At 42.0% G+C, this 16,764-nt stretch carries 12 protein-coding genes; 7 read left to right on the top strand and 5 right to left on the bottom strand.

The features are described from left to right. The first annotated feature begins 29 nt into the window (after positions 1-29). The 3 genes from ID165_RS12065 to ID165_RS12055 are packed head-to-tail and all read left to right on the top strand — an operon-like array spanning position 30 to position 5,533. A complete protein-coding gene (locus tag ID165_RS12065; protein WP_192350908.1) occupies positions 30-2,735 on the top strand; it encodes an HAD-IC family P-type ATPase in 2,706 nt (901 codons plus the stop codon). Beyond that, positions 2,732-4,438, top strand: coding sequence for an ATP-binding protein (locus tag ID165_RS12060; protein WP_192350906.1), 1,707 nt, complete (start codon positions 2,732-2,734; stop codon positions 4,436-4,438). The genes ID165_RS12065 and ID165_RS12060 overlap by 4 nt, the downstream gene beginning before the upstream one ends. A 33-nt stretch (positions 4,439-4,471) precedes the next feature. Then, positions 4,472-5,533 (top strand): response regulator, encoded by a 1,062-nt coding sequence (locus tag ID165_RS12055; protein ID WP_192350904.1) that lies wholly within the window; start codon positions 4,472-4,474, stop codon positions 5,531-5,533. Positions 5,534-5,953: 420 nt separating this feature from the next. Here ID165_RS12055 and ID165_RS12050 read toward each other — a convergent pair whose 3' ends face one another. After that, complete coding sequence (locus ID165_RS12050) at positions 5,954-7,246, bottom strand: glycosyltransferase family 4 protein (protein ID WP_192350902.1); 1,293 nt, start codon at positions 7,244-7,246, stop codon at positions 5,954-5,956. A 347-nt stretch (positions 7,247-7,593) separates the two neighbouring features. Here ID165_RS12050 and ID165_RS12045 point away from each other — a divergent pair, with 347 nt between their 5' ends. Then, positions 7,594-8,052, top strand: coding sequence for an Hsp20/alpha crystallin family protein (locus ID165_RS12045; RefSeq protein WP_192350900.1), 459 nt, complete (start codon positions 7,594-7,596; stop codon positions 8,050-8,052). Between the two features lie 47 nt (positions 8,053-8,099). On the opposite strand, the gene ppsA is transcribed toward ID165_RS12045, so the two are convergent. Next, complete coding sequence (gene ppsA, locus ID165_RS12040; RefSeq protein WP_192350898.1) at positions 8,100-10,565, bottom strand: phosphoenolpyruvate synthase; 2,466 nt, start codon at positions 10,563-10,565, stop codon at positions 8,100-8,102. 316 nt (positions 10,566-10,881) lie between these two features. On the opposite strand from ppsA, the gene ID165_RS12035 reads away from it, so the two are divergent. Beyond that, the gene (locus ID165_RS12035; RefSeq protein ID WP_192350896.1) at positions 10,882-12,624 is read left to right on the top strand and encodes an ATP-binding protein; all 1,743 of its coding nucleotides are present in this window, start codon (positions 10,882-10,884) and stop codon (positions 12,622-12,624) included. A gap of 144 nt (positions 12,625-12,768) precedes the next feature. Here ID165_RS12035 and ID165_RS12030 read toward each other — a convergent pair whose 3' ends face one another. Both ID165_RS12030 and ID165_RS12025 read right to left on the bottom strand, forming a co-directional pair. Continuing rightward, a complete protein-coding gene (locus tag ID165_RS12030) occupies positions 12,769-13,326 on the bottom strand; it encodes a DUF4136 domain-containing protein (protein ID WP_192350894.1) in 558 nt (185 codons plus the stop codon). A gap of 226 nt (positions 13,327-13,552) precedes the next feature. Beyond that, on the bottom strand, positions 13,553-14,014 hold the full coding sequence (locus tag ID165_RS12025) for a pyridoxamine 5'-phosphate oxidase family protein (RefSeq protein WP_192350892.1): 462 nt from the start codon (positions 14,012-14,014) through the stop codon (positions 13,553-13,555). 232 nt (positions 14,015-14,246) lie between these two features. Here ID165_RS12025 and ID165_RS12020 point away from each other — a divergent pair, with 232 nt between their 5' ends. Both ID165_RS12020 and ID165_RS12015 read left to right on the top strand, forming a co-directional pair. Beyond that, entirely contained in the window at positions 14,247-15,065 is an 819-nt protein-coding gene (locus ID165_RS12020; protein WP_192350890.1) for a universal stress protein, read from the top strand. Between the two features lie 351 nt (positions 15,066-15,416). Continuing rightward, on the top strand, positions 15,417-15,896 hold the full coding sequence (locus ID165_RS12015; protein WP_192350888.1) for a YbhB/YbcL family Raf kinase inhibitor-like protein: 480 nt from the start codon (positions 15,417-15,419) through the stop codon (positions 15,894-15,896). 152 nt (positions 15,897-16,048) lie between these two features. On the opposite strand, the gene ID165_RS12010 is transcribed toward ID165_RS12015, so the two are convergent. Further along, positions 16,049-16,726: a BON domain-containing protein gene (locus ID165_RS12010; RefSeq protein ID WP_192350886.1), complete on the bottom strand. Its 678-nt coding sequence runs from the start codon at positions 16,724-16,726 to the stop codon at positions 16,049-16,051. Positions 16,727-16,764: the final 38 nt, after the last annotated feature.

Below are 16,764 nucleotides of genomic sequence, written 5' to 3'. Positions count from 1 at the left end.
GTTTTCGCATTCCCTGCATTTTTGTGGCTATGCCTTCTTATCACCATCTGACAGTACAAGAGACCTTGGACACCTTGCAAACCTCCAAAGCAGGGCTTTCATCAATCGAAGTAACCAAAAGACGTACTAGATACGGCTGGAACGAATTACCGGTAGCTAAACAACGGTCATGGGTCTTACTTTTTTTTAGACAGTTTAAAAGTCTCATGGTCGGGATTCTGTTTGCCGCAGCTTTTATTTCTTTTCTTACAGGGCATACGTTGGATGTCTACGTGATTCTAGCAGTCTTACTGATCAACGCCCTGATTGGGTTCATCCAAGAATATCGGGCTGAGAAATCAGTTGAATCCCTTAAAAAAATGCTGGTACAGCAGGCGTTTGTTATTCGTGACGGGCAAAAGACTGGGGTGGATGCCAGAGATCTGGTTCCCGGTGACATTATCGTTTCGTCGGAAGGGGAAGTGATTCCCGCTGACGCCAGGGTTTTAGAAGCCAATAACCTACGGGTAAATGAAGCCCCACTTACCGGAGAATCCACACCTATAGGGAAGCATGATGTGGCGGTTTCTGATGAGACGCTGTTAGCAGACCAAAAGAATATGTTATGGAAAGGCACTTATGTTTCCGGGGGTCAGACAGTTGCTGTGGTTTGTCATACCGGCTTGCAGACTGCTATAGGTGATATCGCACAGACGCTTTCGGCCATAAAACCCGAAAAGACTAATTTTCAGTTGAAATCTGATCGATTGGCCAAGCAGATGGGAATGATGGCAATAGGCAGCACGATTTTATTTTTTATTGTTGGGTATTTTGGAAAATCCCTTGAAGTAGAGGAATTGCTTTTGGTCTCCATTGCCGTGATGGTTTCTGCAATACCTGAGGGCCTCCCGGCTGTTCTCTCCATTGTCTTGGCTATAGGCTCAAACAGGATGTCCAAACAACATGCGATAGTCAAGGATTTTGCATCGGTAGAGACCTTAGGATCAGTAACCACGATAATCACCGATAAGACCGGAACGCTTACCCAAAACACGCTCACGGTGAGAAAAATCATGGTGATGGGAGAAGGTGAATTTGAGATTTCCGGTGAAGGTTGGCTTCCGGCAGGGAATTTTTACCAAAACCATGTAATTGTAAATCCTTTGGAGTTTCCCATTCTAAAAAGAATGCTTCAGGTGTCGGCGAATTCAAACAATGCGGAAATCAGCTTTGGAGAGCAGAAGGATGGTTTGGTGCCGATAGGAGACCCAACAGAGGCGGCATTGCTGGTAATGGCCAAAAAAGCAGGAATAGAAAAAGACTTCAAAAGATATGGGGATCTTCCGTTTGATTCCCAACTCAAGATGCGGGCGAGTCTGTGTAGGGGCATGTCAGGCAAAGAACTTTTTGTGGTAGGGGCACCGGAAAAACTGTTAGAGAAATCCGGCTTCATTATGAGTAGGAACGGCCCTGAGGAAATAAATGATCAAGTTAAAGCAAAAATAAAGGGGAAAATTGATCAATGGTCCCAAGACGCGATGAGAGTCATAGGAATTGCTTTCAAGACAGTTCGGGATTCCTCTATAGATGCTATTGATGAAAATGAACTGGATAAGTTGGTCTGGCTAGGTATAGTGGGAATGATAGATCCACCTAGGCCTGAGGTAAAACCGGCTATTGAAAAATGCCACAGGGCTGGGATAAGGGTGATCATGGCGACAGGGGATCATATTAACACAGCGGTTTCCATAGCCAAAAAAACCGGGATCATTGGAGCGCACCAAGAGGAGACAGAGCTTTTGGCATTGACCGAGCAGCAATTGCTCAGGCTTGAAGAAGCAGAATTTGATGAGGTGATTAAAAGGGTAAATGTGTTTTCCAGGCTTACTCCCAGAATGAAACTTAGAATTGCAGAGCGACTGCAGCAGATGGGAGAACTCGTGGCAATGACAGGTGATGGCGTCAATGATGCCCCTGCCCTCAAAAAAGCCGATATCGGAATTGCCATGGGTATAATGGGAACTGATGTCACCCGGGATGCGGCTAATCTGGTGTTGGCAGACGACAACTTTGCTACGATTGTACGTGCGGTGGAGGTCGGAAGAGTGGTGTTTACAAACGCCAGACAAGCCAGCTTTTTTCTGGTCACGACAAACCTTGCGGAAATAGCCACCCTGATTTGTATGATCATACTCGGATACCCTGTTCCACTTACGGCAATACAGATCTTATGGTTAAATCTGGTGACTGACGGAGTCGGGGATGTCGCCTTGGCTACTGAGCAGGGACATGGGGACGAATTGGACAAAAAGCCTATAGGACGTAAGGAAGGACTTCTAAATAGAGAGATTTTGCCTTTTTTGATTATTATGCCTGTCCTCATGGCTATGCTGTGCATCGTGGTATATCTTTGGTTTTACGATGAAGGGGTTGCAAAGACCAGAACTGCGGTTTTTATCACTATGGCAAGCACCCAACTTTATAATCTCTTCAATATGCGCTCCTTAAAAAAATCTGTATTTGAGATCGGAATTTTTTCCAATAAGTATGTTACCGGTGCTTTTGTTGTCTCTCTGGCTATCGTGATACTAATTACCGAAGTGCCGTTTTTTCAGACAATATTCTTGTTCGAACCTCTGAGTTTTGCAGAGTTTCTAATCTTGGTGTCCATTTCGTCACTTGTCTTGTGGATAGGGGAGGCTTATAAACTAGTCTCCCATAAAATGCCACTCAAGTCTATTCCTTCTTTAACTTGAGCTGGTTTAATTTAGATGATTGGGAGCTTTTTAAGCTAAAAATCTTACCTTATACGAAAAATGAGAGATTAAATCAGACTTTAATTCAGGGACATTTTTATAAGGAAGAGATGGGCATCAACGATAAACCGGGAAACAGGAATTTTGTAGTAGCCATCGCTCTTGTTTGTGTTGTTTTCATTGCTCTGCTAGTGGGGGCCGGTAGGGATATGGACTTGTCACCTGCCTATTTGCTCGTCATTGTTTACTTGTTGTGGATGCAGGAAAGGGGGGCGAACTACTATTTTTTAGGTGCTATTATATCAGCTTTGATGGCATTGGGGTTTTTACTTACTACCGATATTGAGTCCAGGACGGTAAACCACCTGTTTTCGCATCTAATGATGTTGATGCTTGTGTGGGTTGTGATCTATTTTATTTATAGGCAGAAGAAGTTGGTGGAAAGTGTACGTAAAAACAGTGAGCAACTCAGTGCGATGTTTGAGAATGCTACAGAGGGGATCTTTCTAGTCGACGAACAGGGGGAAATTCTGATCCTGAATAAATTTGCAGAGATGCTGTTCGGATACAGCAGAGATGAACTGATCGGGCAGCCGGTAGAAAAATTAATTCCGAAGCGGTTTGCACACCGGCATGCGACCCATCGGCATGCATACCACAATGATCCCCATAACAGACCAATGGGTTCGGGAATGGAATTATTTGCACTTCATCGGCATGGAGGAGAGTTCCCCGTGGAAGTTAGTTTGGGCTACTATACTGTGGGAGGTAGTCAGACAGTCATTGTATTTGTCAATGACATTACCGAAAGAAATAAAGTGAATCAGCAGTTGATCAGGGAAAAAGAACTCACCCAAAAGCTGAACGAAGAGCTGGAAGGCAGAGTACTCGAAAGAACCCGGATGCTGGAAGAGGCACTCATCAGGCTGGAAAAGAAGAATCAGAGTCTGAAAGAAATCGATGTAGATTTAAAAAAAGCACTTTCTAAAGAAAGGGAGCTGGGGGAATTTAAATCCAGGTTTGTGACCATGGCCTCACATGAATTCCGGACACCACTGACTACCATACTTTCATCAGTATTTCTTCTGGAAAACAGCAAAGAGGAGGATCAGGAGCGGGTTAGAAAAGTCCATTTTGAAAGGATCAGAAAATCGGCTAAAAACCTCAACGTTATATTGAACGATTTTCTTTCCCTCAGTAAATTGGAAGAAGGGAAAGTGATGCTTTCTTACAGTGCAGTTGATATAAATGAATTTGTAAAAGAGATCATTGAGGAAATCAGTGCATTGAAAAAATCGGAACAGACCATATCCTATTCGTGTTCGGGTAGTGCCGTTTCGCTTGTTGTGGACAAGCAGTTGCTTAAAAACATACTTATCAACTTATTGTCAAATGCCATCAAATTTTCCCGTCAGGAAGGGACGATTGAGCTCAATTGCGAGACTGAAAATAATAAGTTGAAAATTACGGTCTCTGATCAGGGAATAGGAATTCCCGATGCAGACCAACAGTATCTTTTTGGTAGGTTCTTCAGGGCTGAAAACGCTCAGAATATAGATGGCACAGGACTGGGGCTCAACATTGTGAAAAAATACCTAGACCTGATGCAAGGCAATATAGCAGTGTTAAGTAAAGTCAATGAGGGGACGACCTTTGTCGTAACGATTCCTGTTCAAAGAAATGGGTTGCAGGAAAATGAATAACTATTCCATGCCAAATTTTTAAATAAATTATCTATGAAGGAGACCATTCTTATTATTGAGGACAATGTGGAGATGTGTGAGAACATAGCCGATATCCTGAAACTTGAGAATTATGAGGTCATCAGTGCCAATAATGGGAAGGAAGGTGTCAAATTGGCTATTTCCGCTATGCCCGACTTAATACTCTGCGATATTATGATGCCTGAACTCGACGGTTATGGAGTACTGCACGTTTTGGGTAAGCATCCGAATACTTCTGACACCCCTTTTATATTCCTTACTGCCAAAAGCGAAAAAGCGGATTTCAGGAAAGGAATGAGTTTGGGTGCGGATGACTATCTGGTCAAACCATTTGATGGGATGGAACTTCTTAAAACTTTGGAAATCAGGTTGAAAAGAAATAGGAAACTGAAAACCGCTTTTGAAAATGAACCAAAAGATCTGGGGGAGTTTTTTGACCGGGCTAAGGAGCTGAATGGTTTTGAGAATCTTTCTGATAAAAAACTGGTCAAACAGTTCAAAAAAAAGGATTTTGTTTTTAGGGAAGGGCAGAGTGCGGGGACATTGTATTACCTGGTAGAAGGTGAAATCAAAACCAATAGAATCAATGAGGATGGAAAGGAATTTATCACTGGGATTTTCACGCCGGGGCAATACATCGGTTACGTAGCTTTGCTGAGAAATATTCCCTATACTGAAAATGCGGTTGCAATGACGGACATAACAGTAGAAATGATTGTCAAGGAAGACTTTCACCTCCTTGTCAATACTAACAGGCTGGTAGCGGCCAAATTCATGAAAATACTCTCCAATAACGTCCTGGAGGCTGAAAAAAGGCTGGTTGAACTGGCTTATCAGTCGGTAAGGCAGCGGGTGGCATCCGTGATTTTAACACTATGTGATAGAGAGCCTTCTCAAAATAAGGATGCAGGGACAATTAATATGCTAAGAAGGGATATTGCCGGTATTGTGGGGACAGCACTGGAAACCCTGAACAGAACCATTACGGATTTTAGGGAGGAAGGACTGATAGAGATTATCGAGGGAGGTGTGCGTATTGTGGATAGAAGAGGGCTTGAACGAACCAGTCGATAACGTGTTTCTAGAGCAGCCGTTTAAGAGGGATGGGTTTTTGGTTAGAACAGCGATTGCTTGTCTGGGAACGTCAACAAAATAAGATTTCAATGCTTCCCATGTAATGGCATGAATTGTCCTCGTTTCATGGCAGTCCACAAGTGGGCAGGTTAAACAGGTATTATGCATTAGCATTTTTACGCTTAGGCGCACAAGTATCACGGGCTGATCGGTCTGGGCGGATAAATCAGAAGCTTCGCTGCTGTTTTATCCTTCACTATATCTTATATCCTCTTCAAAATCAGTCACTTTGGAGATCGAGTCGTAGCACCGCTACGGTGAGGGCGAAAAGTGAAGCATATCGACTGATTTTGTCCGCCGCGGCGGATGAAGCCATAGTAGATTTGCTAATGCATAATGCGGGCTGAAATTACCCTGCCATCAGGCAGACAACAGTTGGTAGTGATTCTTGATTTTTTTTGCCTGATCATTCCAGTTGAGGTTCTTGATTTCATTCCAGCCTTCCTTCGCCAATGTACGTGCCAAGCTTGGGTAGCTACCGATACCATAAATGGCGTTGGCCATTAAATCTATATCCCAGAAGTCCACTTTGATCACGAAAGAGAGTGTCTCCTGGACTCCGGACTGTTTTGAAATAATGGTCGGTATACGGTTTTGGATAGCCTCCAGGGGAACAATACCAAAAGGTTCTGATACCGAAGGCATGACGAATACATCACTCATTGACAACAGTCGGGTGACCTCATCCCCTTTCAAGAATCCGGTAAAGTGAAAACGGTCTGAGATAGACAGCTTGGCTACCAACTCGACCATTTTAGGGTATAAATTTCCGTTTCCTGCCATTATAAAACGGAAATTCTTGCCCTTTTGAAGAATCTTGGCTGCTGCTTTAATAAAATATTCCGGACCCTTTTGATAGGTGATCCTTCCCATATAAGTGATGATTTTTTCTTTAAAATAGCGAGGCTGTGGGAGAAGATTGCCCGTTTTATTCCAAGTTATCGCGTTGTGGATGACTGTTATTTTTGATGAAGGGATATTATATCGCTTCACTAAAATCTGCTTGGTATAGCCGCTTACAGCAATGACCAGATCGGCCATTTCCATAGCCTGTTTTTCTAGTTGGTAAATGCGGGTATCTACATCATCACCTGAGCGGTCAAATTCGGTGGCATGTATGTGGGTGACCAGGGGTTTTCCGCTTTGTATTTTGGCTTCCATGGCCGCCGGAAAAGTGAGCCAGTCATGGGCATGTATAATATCAAACGTTTGGTTTCTTGCAATTTCATTCGAAACAATAGCATAATTATGCACCTCTGTTAAGAGACTCCTGCCATATTTTCCGGTAAATCTGAAGTACAGTTTCTCAATTTTTTCTGGTGCTTCCAGGGGGATTTTATCCTTCCCTTTACTGATGTTTTTTCCAAACTCGGCTGGACTTACATAGGGCATGATCGGATTGTCTATTCCTATAAATACCGCACTTTCTTTTAATTTCCGTCCGATCTGCTTTGCCACGGAAGCTGATACCCCTACACTGCCTGCGTCCAGAATTTTGAATTTTTCGGTTCCACTTCCGTTGGAAGCTTTGGGAAGCACCATCGTGACAGCTACATTGTTTTGTATGAGACCTGATACGATGCCTTCGCAGGCTGTTCCCAAACCGCCTGAAATATAAGGGGGAAATTCCCACCCAAACATTAGAATTTTCATTTTGCAAGTATTTTCCATTAGACGATTAGGTAGGCTAGTGCCAGTGCTTAAAGTTCCTATCCGGAGCCTTATAAAAATATGACGGGAGTCATAGGTTTGGTCGACTTTGGTCTTTACAAAGTGTCCCGAATAGTATAGTCCGTGAATCCTAGTCCCAGAGAAAGAAAGACCGGTTGTAGGTTGGTGTTCTTAGCCGTTACCAGAATTAACTCCTGTAATGTCAAGCTGATCTGTTTAAAGACCCACAGAAGATATCAATCTTCGGAATCGCTGATTTTGGTCATTCCATCTTAAGTGATGCTATTCTAATTTAATGGAATATTCAAACACTTAAATAAGGTTATATTATGGACTTAACAGTAAAAAACCGGGTTGGTCTGCCTTCTTTATTCTCAGACCTGTTCAATCCTCCGTCTTTTTTCGGGAGGGATATGTTTGATCTTGATTCCAATCTCATCTCTACCAGGCTTGGAATCACTGTGCCCACAGCCAACATCAAGGAAACGTCAAAAGAGTTTGAACTGGAACTTGCAGCACCGGGACTGGATAGAAAAGATTTCTCCATTGAAATCAACAACCATACATTGATGGTCAGTGCTGAGAAAGAACTCCAAAAGGATGAGGAGGATGAAGGGTATTCTAAAAGGGAATATTCCTTTAACTCGTTTTCCAGAAGCTTCTCTTTGCCCCAAAACATCAAGGAAGACAAGGTAGAAGCCAAGTACGAGAAGGGTGTGCTAAAAATAAGTATTCCCAAAGAAAAGGAAACTGAGGTAAAACCCAGTCATAAAATTGTGGTGGGCTGAGAAGTATAGGAACCCCTAAAACACAGAGGAGAAAGGCGGAAAACACTTCATTTCCGCCTTTTTTTATGTATAGGATATGGATTGTTTTTGATGGGTTGACTCAATGGCTTTTCTGATACCGGATTGGGTGTATTAAGCAGAAGTTCCATTCTCTTCTCGACGAGAGAGATGTTTTCTATTCCCTTAAGCAATGCATCTGGGGTAAAGGATATACTGTCAATTTCCTGCTCAACCAGAAAGCGTGCAAACTCAGGGTAGTCGCTCGGTGCCTGACCGCATAGCCCTACTTTTACTCCTGCCTTTTTTGCCGAACTGATCAAGTTGCCTATCATCCATTTCACTGATTCATTATTTTCATCAAACAGGTCGCTGACCATGGAAGAGTCCCTGTCAATGCCCAGTGTAAGTTGGGTTAAGTCATTGGATCCAATGGAAAATCCGTCAAAAATTTCCGCAAATTCCTTGGCCTGGATCACATTGCCGGGGATTTCAGCCATCACATAGATTTGAAGCCTGTTTTTGTTTCGTTCAAGTCCAAAATGCCGCATGGTCTCTAAAACTTTGATTCCTTCATCTACAGTCCTACAGAAGGGGATCATCACCTTTACGTTATCCATACCCATATCATCACGAACAACCCGAATTGCTTCGCATTCCAGGCCAAAGGCTTCTCTATACCGGGCGTGATAATAGCGGGATGCTCCTCTGAAACCAAGCATGGGATTTTCCTCCGGCTGCTCGAAAACCTTTCCTCCGATTAGCTGGGAGTATTCATTGCTTTTAAAATCACTCATGCGTATGATTACCTCGCGGGGATAGAAAGCGGCAGCCACTAGTGCCAGTGACTCGGAAAGCCTGTCTACAAAATATCTGCTTTTGTCTATATAGCTATGGGTAAGATCCCGAATTGTGTTTTTATCCGTTCCTTCCGGCAGCTCGCTATATTTTGCCAGAGCCATGGGGTGTATTCTGATTGTATTGGATATGATGAATTCCATCCTTAGCAACCCAACTCCCATACTTGGATAAGAAGCAAGATGGAGTGCTTTTGAAGGATCGGCCAGAATAAGCATGGGACTCGTCAGGGTACCCGGGATGTCCTGATAGATGGTTTCTTTTTCCTCCCAGTCTATTTTACCATCGAAAACATACCCCTCCCCATCTCCAATACAAGAAACAGTGATCTGCTGACCTTCATGGAGTTTTTGGGTAGCATCTGTGGTTCCTACTACAGCATGGATTCCCAGTTCTCTGGCAATTATAGATGCATGACTGGTCCTACCTCCTTTGTTTGTGACAATGCAGACGGCTTTATGCAGCATAGCATTCCAGTCAGGATTGGTAATGTCAGCAACAATAATGTCACCGGTTCTTACTTTTCCCGCATCAGCAATCGAGTGGACAATACAGACTCTTCCGCTCGCAATCGAATGTCCAACAGCTATTCCTTTGCATAGGGGAAGTGGAGCGGATTTTAGACTATACTCTTTTATGGAAACTTGTTTTTTTTGTCCGTGCACAGTTTCCGGCCTAGCCTGCACGATATATAGTTCTCCCGAAATCCCGTCTTTGGCCCATTCGATGTCCATAGGCATGGTATAAAGTTGTTCAATGGCATTACACCATATGCCAAGGGTAACCACGTCCTGGTCGGTGAGTGAAAAGGAAAGTCGTTCAGAAGAGCTGGTCTCTACTGCATAGATGGGGTTTTTGTCTTGACCGGAATAGATCATTTTGCTTTCTTTTTCTCCCAACCTACGGTGTATAATGCTTTTTTTGTTTTTGCCCAGTGCAGATTTGAAAAGATAAAATTCATCGGGTGTGACAGCTCCCTGGACGATATGTTCACCGAGACCCCAGGATGAGGTAAGGTAGATCACGTTTGTATTCCCTGATTCTGGATCTATGGTGAATGCCACTCCTGCACTTCCTTTATCTGAGCGGATCATGAGTTGCACCCCTACGGATAGATATACCTGCAAATGGTCAAATTGATTGTCTAACCGGTACTTGATAGCACGGTCGTTGAAAAGTGAGCTATAGCATTTATGGATTGCCTCAAGCAGCTTTTCTTCTCCGGAAATATTCAGAAAACTGTCATGCTGACCCGCAAAACTCGCCGAAGGAAGATCCTCAGCGGTTGCACTGCTGCGTACAGCCACTGAAATTGACTTTCCATCCAGCAGATCCTTGTAGGCAAGCAAAACCTCTTTTTTAATCGTCTCAGGGAAGATGCCGGACTTGATTAGGTTACGGCAGGTTTTACCAACCGAATCGAGATTGCTCAACCTCTCCTTGTCCAACTTGTCCAGTTCTGCCTTGAGTTTTACCGTTAGCCCGTTTTCTTCGAGAAAAACTTTATATGCGTCTGCGGTCAGTGCAAATCCTTTTGGGATACGTATTTGCCTATTGGATAGCTTCTTTACCATTTCTGCCAAAGAAGCATTTTTTCCACCTACAAGGGATAGGTCTGCATGGCTTAAGTTGTCAAATGAGATGCAGTGGTTGTTCATTCTTTTTAATTTTTGTGAATTGACTTGTTTTGGGAAAGTTACTTAGGCACTAGTTGAATAGATATGATTTTGATCGCATGCCGATCATGATTAAGATTTTATGCTTTTTTTAAGAGAGCCCAAAGTCAGTTCATAAGTGGAATAGGGATATTTCCAACCTGCTATATGCGACTGCAGAGTCTTTAAGTGCTGATTTTCAGACAGTACATTTTTTGGCGGGAATGAAAGGAATATTGATCACTGTGGGGCATGATGTGGGTCATATATTCAGAGTATTCCTACAGGTAAATTTCTCCCCGCTAGAGAGGCAAACAACATGAAAATAAACTTACAGCCATCGTTTAAACTGATGGTAGGACTTCTGTTCGGCTCCCTTATCGCAGGGGAGGCCCTGTTGGGTGTACTTACTTTCCGTGCCAAACAAAAAACAGAAAAATCATTAAAGTGGTTGAGAGATTCTTATGGGGTTGTCGAGCAGTTGGACGCAGTTTCACTGAAATACAAGGAGCTTTGGCCGGTAAATATTTCAGAACTGAACGGGGTGGGGTTTATGGATACTGCAAAGATCGATTCTGCCAGAAAGGAACTAGGGACAGGGATGGGGATTTTGAAAACGTTGATAGGAGATAACCCGGTGCAACAGGAGCAGGTTGGATTGCTGGAGGATCTACTTGAAGAACAGTTTTCGTTTCTGGATTCTTTGCGAAATCATGCACAATCAAGCGCCCTCTTTAGTTTTTCCGTTAGTTATGGTACTCTTGATTATAACAGTGAGATCGGTAAAATAATTGCCCATATGAAGCTTGAGGAAAGACGTTGGATGGGAATCAGAGAAGTGGAAAATCGGAAAGACAGTGCTGCTTTTACCCATGTTTTTTATTTGCTCTTGGCCGGAATGTGTTGTGTCGTGATTATTACCTTCTTGGCTATTAAACTTGCCTTCGACAGAGGGGTTGGATTACAGCTTAAGATGAAGAGGATAGGAGAGTTGCACGAAAAGTTTTTCAATGAGAGTCCTGTTGGGATGATAATTATAAGGAAGAGAGACGGGGTGGTGATCGATGGCAACAAAGCTTATTGTGAGCTTGTCAACGGGAATGCAGAAGATACCATCAATAAACCGCCGGCTATACTTGAGGAATCGCCGGGGATGGAGCGCTACAGTTCACTGCTCAGTTCGGAGAGTATAGTTGAAAAAATGGTGGGGATTGAACTTCAGTTACAGCCAAATAGCAACTCAGCGCTATTCACTTTCGCATCTATTCAGTCCCTATGTGTCAAAGAGGAGCCCTGCCTACTGCTGGCATTTCAGGATATGAGTCTGTACAAGAAGGCAGAGCAAGATATAAGACGGTCTTTGATGAATGAAATTGGCCTTAATAAAATGAAGATTGATTTTGTCACTCAGACTTCCCATGAATTCAGGACTCCGCTATCCACTATGCTTTCTTCTGCTTTTCTGATCGAAAGTTGCTTGTCCTTGGAAAAACAAGAAATCATCATAAAGCACTTGAACCGTATCAGGTCGGCTGTTAATACAATGACCTTTTTGGTTGAAGAATTTTTAAGCCTGTCCAGGATTGAAAAGGAACAGATCGTTGCGGAACCTGAGGAGGTACTTATTAAAGACTATATTGAAAATCACTTGAAAACACTGGAACCTTCTCTAAAGCAAGGACAGCAAACTTTTTATAACCATGAAGGAGATACCATAGTGTATACTGATCCTGTCCTAATGAGTAAAATAATAGATATCCTAATATCCAATTCAGTTAAGTTCTCTACGGAAAATTCCGAGATTCATATTTCAACTAAAGTCAGCAAGGGTTTTTCCATAAAAGTTATAGACTTTGGTCTTGGGATTCCGCGGGAAGATTTGTGCCGGGTATTCGAACGGTTTTTTAGAGCTTCCAATGCAGGCAATATCCAAGGCATAGGACTGGGATTGCATATCTTAAAACACTACGTGGAAATGCTCCGTGGCAAAGTCGCAATAAAGAGTATACCCAATAACGGAACAGAAGTTTCTATTTACTTTAAAGGTACAAAATACAGATGATCAAGTTAATGTCCCCACGGGATGTCTGTTTTGTGTTTTGACCGATATTCAAAGCCCCGTGGATGTACTTGGAGTTGTGTTGCCAAAGTCGAAATAGAATACGGACGTTTTTTAGATAGTATTACCTTGACGCCGAATATGGTATTAATTACTTATCGGAGGTATAGGATCAATCGGGTAGTGCATAAAAATAGCAGATACGAGCTCATTCATAAGCTCATTGATTCGTGCTGCTGTTTCCTCTTCGTCCATGTATGTAGCAGATGCAAGCTCACGCATTGTGCACGCTTTCCAAACCACCTCTCCTATGCCCGGGTCTACAAGATAAAGAATGAATGTAACAGATCTTTTTGATGCAGGATCTTTGTGGGTAATCTTTTCCCGCCCTTCATCAACGGTGTAGGGCAGAGAGGGAGGAGGTGAGCTAATAATGATATAGTGGTGAAATAGGAGACTGTTAGAGCTTGAGGCAATGGTATATCCTCTGGAGACCATGTGGGAAGCAATGATCTCTTTCATTTTTGTGGATATGGAGGGGTTGTAATAAAAGGCAATCTCAGGTAGCTTGAGCGAATCAGGAAACCAAGTGAATTCTTTGTTTGCAACAAAATCATAGTCGGGATTGAATTGATCATAAACTCTTATTTTAGAGCTGCATCCTACCAGAAAAAGTAAAAACAAGAGTGAAGATAATTTTAGCATTACAGTGGGCTATAGATTTTGACTCCCCATGTTTCTAGCATTTACATGGAAATGAAATGTACACATCAGGTCTAGGTGAGAATAATGGTGTTACAAAACATTGGATTTAATATGATAATGCTTGATTATTTTCTGTTTTAAAAAAACATTTCCCCCAAAATACTCTTATAGGTCAGTCATGAGGTTGAGATACATGAGGATAAGATGTGTGTATTGTGGTTTGGATTCAGAGATGACTTTTTTCAAATCTTCCGCTTTGTTCCAATATCTTGATTCTGAAAACAAGGATTCTTCTGCCTTTTTCCTCATAGTTATGCAGAATGTTTTCATTTTCCTGATGCGATTGCGTTGCTGCACTGGTTATAAATGGAGCTAGACGGTTGTTAAGTATTCTCATCCCGGACTCGTATTCATCTTTTTGTTTCATTTCTTCGTATTCCCCCCATGCCAAGACACTCCTCCAGTTAGTCATGTTTTCTATGGAATCCACCTGAAAGCATACCCTGGGATTAGTTCGCATGATTTTGATTTTTAGCCCTTCCATTGAATGGCCATATACATAGCCATTGTCAAAGGCATAAGAAATGGGGAGAACATAAACTTTTCCCCCGTCCGCACATGCAATTCGCCCGATAGTTTGACTCTGCAATACATTCGCTATTTGATCATTGTTTAATTTCCCCAACATGGTTTTTTTTTTGGTAAAACAGTAGGCGTGAATTGTTTTTGGTCCCTGAGTATCCCTTTTTTTCTGCTTTTAAACTGTCATTAATTTTTATTAAACCTAGTCAGGTACAGTGACCATTCAAATGAGAATAATTGTAAGGACTGATGATCCATGTCATATTATTGCCTCTTAAGGGAGCGTAAATTTAGGCACTGATGATAGAGGAGATACCTAGAATTAAATAACTTGGATTATGAACATACTTGTGCCGGTGGATTTTGGGAAGGAAGCAGAAAATGCAAAGGAATTTGCCACTGCAGTAGCGAAATCGACTGTAGGGAAGATAATATTTCTCCATGTGATGCCTCCAATGTACAACTTTGCTTCCAGGGCAGATGAGTCAGGGATATCTATTGCTAGACGTGCCGGGAATTTGATGAAAAAATATGTTAAAGAACTGACGGGTATGGGGATAAACAGCAGCTATAGGGCTGTCCAGGATAATTTGGGTAGTGCTATTGAAAGCATGGTAATCCTTGATGAAATTGATATTGTCATTATGGGAACCAAGGGAGCTAAAGGTCTCAAAAAAGTATTGGTAGGTTCAAATGCAAGTGAGGTTTTAAAGGAAATTAATGTCCCTGTTTTATGTATTCCCGTGGATTCGGATTTCAACAGCTTGGAAAAAATCGTTATAACCTTGGAAAAGGCAGAAGATGCTCCCAGCTATATCAAGAAGGTCCTTTCTTTAACCAAAAAATGGGGTCTTGGATATGAAGTTTTGCATTTCAGTGCCAATTCAGATGAAGACTTGGATGACTTTACGGTAAAACACATCCGTTCTCTTGAAAAAAGGTACCCGGGAACAACTTTTGGGCTTACAAATCTTTTTTCTACCAATGTTCAGGATGGTCTGAGATTATATCAAAAAGAACACCCCGAAGCCATGTTGGTGATGTTGTCATCCCGAAAGAGTTTGTTGGAGAAGTACTTTTCCAAAAGTGACACCGAGCAGATGGTTTATCATCCGGATTTACCGCTTTTGGTGATTAAAGAGGAGATAGTTGCCTGATTGCTATAGTCTTGATGATGGTTCCTTGCCTCCTTATTTTATCAAGCGATAGCGTTAAACCCGGCTTATGCCATTAGGTTTCGTCATAGCCTGTCCCGATTTTAATCGGAAGGGCATTAATTGCAAGAAAAGCAACCTGTTTGGAGAGTGAGTCCGCCGCGGCGGATATGGTAAACTCGAAAACAGTAATGTAATGGCTGATTTTGAAACAATTAATGGCTACAGTAACCTGTGCTGTGGCGTAGAACTGCTAATGCATATTTCGGGTTAAATCTTCATTTCTTATGATGAATGTCATTTTCATTGATGGGATCCAACGTTATTTTTATAAATACATCAACCCATCTACCAATGAGAAAAGCTGCATTGAATATCTTTAGTGAGAAATTTGCCAGAGGGGGGCAGATCCCTGACAAATATACCTGTGATGGAAAAAACGTCAATCCCCCATTGGATATTGAAAATTTGCCCCCAAACGCCAAATCACTGGTGGTCATGCTAGAAGATAAGAACATAGAGGGGATAGGAGCTATGCTTTGGCTACAGTATAATATTCCTGTAAAAAATTGGATCAATGAAGATGAAAAAAAAGGGGAAACGGGACTTAATGGCTTTAATGAATGTTCCTATTTAGGTCCCTGTTCTAAACCTGAAGCACACAGGTATTTGTTTAAGGTTTATGCACTGGATGATTTTTTGTATTTCGATGAGAATACTGTGAAGAAATGTGATGTGGAAGCTGGAATAAGATACCATATAGTAGGATATGGTGAATTGGAAGCCGTTTATGGGCAAAATACCAAATTGGAATTGGCCAGGATGTTCCAATGAGAGTAATAAAGGGAAGTTAGCTATACTTTTGGTATCAAATAGCTGGAAGAATTATAGTCTTTTTAACTTGAGATGCTACATATTCTCTTATGCACATTCCACAAGTGAGAATAAATATAGTGGCGGAGCTTGGTAGGACTCCGCCTTTGTTTCTAAACTAATTCAGATGAGTACTCAATTTTTAATTGGTTCTCTACTGCAGTGACGCCTGGAGATGACCATGCAGCTTTTTCAGCTTCTTTCTTTTCTACCCATGATCTTACCGAGCCACTTAAAATCACCTTGTTTTTGTCAATTTCAACATGTATGGTACCAGAATCAAGAGTTGCACTTCTGTGAAATGCAGAGATGATTTTATTTTTAATTGTTCTTGGTTCCAATTCTGCATGACTTAGGTGGATGTTATTGATAATCCCTTTTACTCCAATGATTTTTTTGACTAAATTTTCTGTAGCTCTCCTCTCAAAGTGCCATGAAACTGTGCCGGTCAGTGTGACCCATCCATTTTCAACTTTGACTTCGACCTTTTCATTCTGAATATCTGAATTCCATCGAATAACATTATTGATTGCCTCAGCGATCTCTATGTCGGATTTGGAAAATCTGGGGAATGTTTGCACATCGATATCCACTGCAACGACATTCACTCCATGAACCCGCTGTGCCGCCTGTTCAGCAGCAATTTTTTTGCTGTATGAGTCAACTTTACCGGAAAGCGTAACCATGCCCTTTTCCGCAGTCACACCGATCTGCGAAGCAATGTTCATTAACTTAGGATCCCAGTTTAATTCATCCATTACATCTTTTTGAAGTTCTCGGTCTGTTTTCATAATGATTTCAATTTTAGTTATGTTTTTATTAGTACATC

The organism is Algoriphagus sp. Y33 (genome assembly GCF_014838715.1).
Classification (GTDB): domain Bacteria; phylum Bacteroidota; class Bacteroidia; order Cytophagales; family Cyclobacteriaceae; genus Algoriphagus.
Note: the sequence above shows the minus strand (reverse complement) of the source record. Positions and strands in the feature narration are given on the sequence as shown.

What these genes read in the sequence shown, in the direction of transcription:
- ID165_RS12030 (WP_192350894.1), bottom strand. Translation starts at nt 13,326, where the DNA reads ATGCTAAAATTATCTTCACTCTTGTTTTTACTTTTTCTGGTAGGATGC.
- ID165_RS12020 (WP_192350890.1), top strand. Translation starts at nt 14,247, where the DNA reads ATGAACATACTTGTGCCGGTGGATTTTGGGAAGGAAGCAGAAAATGCA.
- ID165_RS12050 (WP_192350902.1), bottom strand. Translation starts at nt 7,246, where the DNA reads ATGAAAATTCTAATGTTTGGGTGGGAATTTCCCCCTTATATTTCAGGC.
- ID165_RS12065 (WP_192350908.1), top strand. Translation starts at nt 30, where the DNA reads ATGCCTTCTTATCACCATCTGACAGTACAAGAGACCTTGGACACCTTG.
- ID165_RS12025 (WP_192350892.1), bottom strand. Translation starts at nt 14,014, where the DNA reads ATGTTGGGGAAATTAAACAATGATCAAATAGCGAATGTATTGCAGAGT.
- ID165_RS12015 (WP_192350888.1), top strand. Translation starts at nt 15,417, where the DNA reads ATGAGAAAAGCTGCATTGAATATCTTTAGTGAGAAATTTGCCAGAGGG.
- ppsA (WP_192350898.1), bottom strand. Translation starts at nt 10,565, where the DNA reads ATGAACAACCACTGCATCTCATTTGACAACTTAAGCCATGCAGACCTA.
- ID165_RS12010 (WP_192350886.1), bottom strand. Translation starts at nt 16,726, where the DNA reads ATGAAAACAGACCGAGAACTTCAAAAAGATGTAATGGATGAATTAAAC.
- ID165_RS12035 (WP_192350896.1), top strand. Translation starts at nt 10,882, where the DNA reads ATGAAAATAAACTTACAGCCATCGTTTAAACTGATGGTAGGACTTCTG.
- ID165_RS12055 (WP_192350904.1), top strand. Translation starts at nt 4,472, where the DNA reads ATGAAGGAGACCATTCTTATTATTGAGGACAATGTGGAGATGTGTGAG.
- ID165_RS12045 (WP_192350900.1), top strand. Translation starts at nt 7,594, where the DNA reads ATGGACTTAACAGTAAAAAACCGGGTTGGTCTGCCTTCTTTATTCTCA.